The 2,357-nt window shown below is 27.7% G+C and carries 3 protein-coding genes; 2 read left to right on the top strand and 1 reads right to left on the bottom strand.

The window, feature by feature from the left end; genetic code table 11:
• Positions 1-74: 74 nt before the first annotated feature.
• The gene (locus tag HNP67_RS06660; RefSeq protein WP_184125763.1) at positions 75-503 is read left to right on the top strand and encodes an Mlp family lipoprotein; all 429 of its coding nucleotides are present in this window, start codon (positions 75-77) and stop codon (positions 501-503) included.
• A 36-nt stretch (positions 504-539) separates the two neighbouring features.
• On the opposite strand, the gene HNP67_RS06655 is transcribed toward HNP67_RS06660, so the two are convergent.
• Positions 540-1,550: an ERF family protein gene (locus HNP67_RS06655; protein WP_184125761.1), complete on the bottom strand. Its 1,011-nt coding sequence runs from the start codon at positions 1,548-1,550 to the stop codon at positions 540-542.
• Positions 1,551-1,948: 398 nt separating this feature from the next.
• Here HNP67_RS06655 and HNP67_RS06650 point away from each other — a divergent pair.
• A partial coding sequence (locus HNP67_RS06650) for a plasmid maintenance protein (RefSeq protein WP_236845754.1) occupies positions 1,949-2,357 on the top strand: 409 nt, incomplete at its 3' end.

Raw genomic sequence — 2,357 nt, 5'->3', positions numbered from 1 at the left:
TAATAATTGTTTATCCAATATTTAGTATTAATAATTGATTTATTAAACATTATTAATAAAAAAACGGAGTAACAATGAAAATCATCAACATATTATTTTGTTTATTTTTAATCATGCTAAACAGCTGTAATTCTAATGATACTAATACTAGCCAAACAAAAAGCCGGGTAAAGCGTGATTTAGCCCCAAAAGAAGTACCACAAGAAAAACCAAAATCCAAAGAAGAACTACTTAGAAAAAAGCTATCTGACGATCAAAAAACACAACTTGATTGGTTAAAAACCGCTTTAACTAAAGCCGGAGAATTTGATAAATTTTTAGGATATGATGAATCCAAAATAAAAGACGCGCTTGATCACATAAAAACCGAACTTGATAAATGTACTGGGGATAATGCTGAACAACAAAAAAGCACCTTCAAAAAAATAGTTCAAGGAGCCCTTAATGGGGGTATAGATGGCTTTGGAACAAACAATGCAGTTAGTACTTGCGGTAATTCCTAATATAGAGTAGCCCCCAAATAGGGGGCATTAATCTTGCTATGCTACAAATATCTCATCAAACCGTTCATATTCTTTTAAGACACTAAAGAATATTAATGGGCTAGGGCCATAAGCAGTTCGCTTAAACGCCATAAACTTTTCAAAATCTTGTAAATCCTTTAATCTATTTTTTTTCTTGAAATAGTTTTTTATAATCTCCGCCCAATAGTTTACACTCTTAAAATCACTATTTTTCTCAAAATACGCGATTAAATCAGATTCAATTTTCTTGATATCATCAAAATTATTGGGGTCTATATTCTGAATAAAGCTTATTTTTTGAATAATTGAATTTATATTATCTTTTGTTGTGGGGCTATTTACCCAATCTTTTATATTAGACAACGCTTCTTTAAAAACACCGTAATAATAAAGCCTATCTTTTTTTTGTTCTTGCTTAATATCTCTTTTCTGGTTTTGAATAGTGTTATTTTTTTGAATTTGATTAATCTCTTGTTTTTGTTCTCTTTTTTGTTCTTGCTTTTGATTAACACTAGCTTGTTTACTAGTTATAGAATTTCCATTTTCGTGATTATTGTAAATAGGAGCTGCATCAGTATCAACTTCACTTTTTATGCAAAGATGCCCCACTAAAGCGTACCTTTTGAAATAAGTAATAGCTGATCCAACAAATTGTGGCAATGTATTAATATTTTTAGACCCATTTTCACTGTTCCATTGTAATTTATCTGTATGAATTCGCGTATCAAATGAGTATTTGTACACAGTGCTTGTACTGTAGAATGTAGTCCTAATATAATCAACTATGCCATATTGACTCTCTATAGAAATTGGATCTTGCGTAAAAAAAAGATCCAAATTATGCTTATCAATAACGCTATAAATTACTTCTACTATGTCATTGAAATCTTGATACTTATACCCATAACCTTTAAGACTTTTGTCAATACGCGGCAAGTTTCTGATTAGAGTTTTCATATCTTTTCTGAAGCTTATTTCTGATTGAATATTGTCTTGTGGGTTATTTTTGTTTGAAAGATTTTCCATCTTTTTACTCCTTATATTTTAGTACTAAATAATTATATAGCAAAAACTATTTTTGCCAACTTTTTTATAAAGATTTTTACAAAAAAAAGAAGTGGGACTTAACCAAACTCTTTTCTCAAAGAATCTCGTTAAGTCCCCACTATATTATTATTTTTAGCAAATTCTAAAATATAAGGTAGTCAAAAATGATAGTACATCAAATAACTACGATGATTTTAGTGTAGTCCAATTTTAAATTAAAATCAATTTATATTTTTACTAAATTACAAATTTTTATATTAATTTAACAAAATTAATAATTAAAATTTAATATTTTTTAGAAAAGTATTTACTTTTAAATCAAAATTTTGCATTATAATAGTTACTATTATATCTAAAGTATAAGGAGATTGTCAGATATGACAACATCAACCAATAAAAAAATTGCAACTTGCCACAACAAACATCAACACAAGTTAATATCTCTTATCCCAACACTAGATTATCTAAACAAAAAAGATAAAAAATACACTCAAAAAAATATACTCTACTACTTTAATGAAAATCTTAAAAGAAATGGTCTAGCTCCCACTACACTAAGAACTATGCAAAATTATCTTTACAAATTAGAAAAAGTATTTAAAGTCACAACTAACTATTACCAGCATTTGGGGGTAAATTTGGGGACTGAAATTTACTATAAGCTTAATTATCCTAAAAAAGAGTGTTACCAGAAAATCAACAATTACTTTAAAGAACGAAAAAACTCTAGATTTAAATCTAGAGTTAATAACCATTTTAAAGACAATATTTCTATAAATGGTAGTG

It is taken from the genome of Borreliella californiensis (assembly GCF_014205885.1).
GTDB classification, from domain to species: Bacteria; Spirochaetota; Spirochaetia; order Borreliales; family Borreliaceae; genus Borreliella; species Borreliella californiensis.
This window is presented reverse-complemented; position numbering and strand designations above follow the sequence as displayed.

Coding starts and splice junctions, on each gene's coding strand:
- HNP67_RS06660 (WP_184125763.1), top strand. CDS start 75: ATGAAAATCATCAACATATTATTTTGTTTATTTTTAATCATGCTAAAC.
- HNP67_RS06655 (WP_184125761.1), bottom strand. CDS start 1,550: ATGGAAAATCTTTCAAACAAAAATAACCCACAAGACAATATTCAATCA.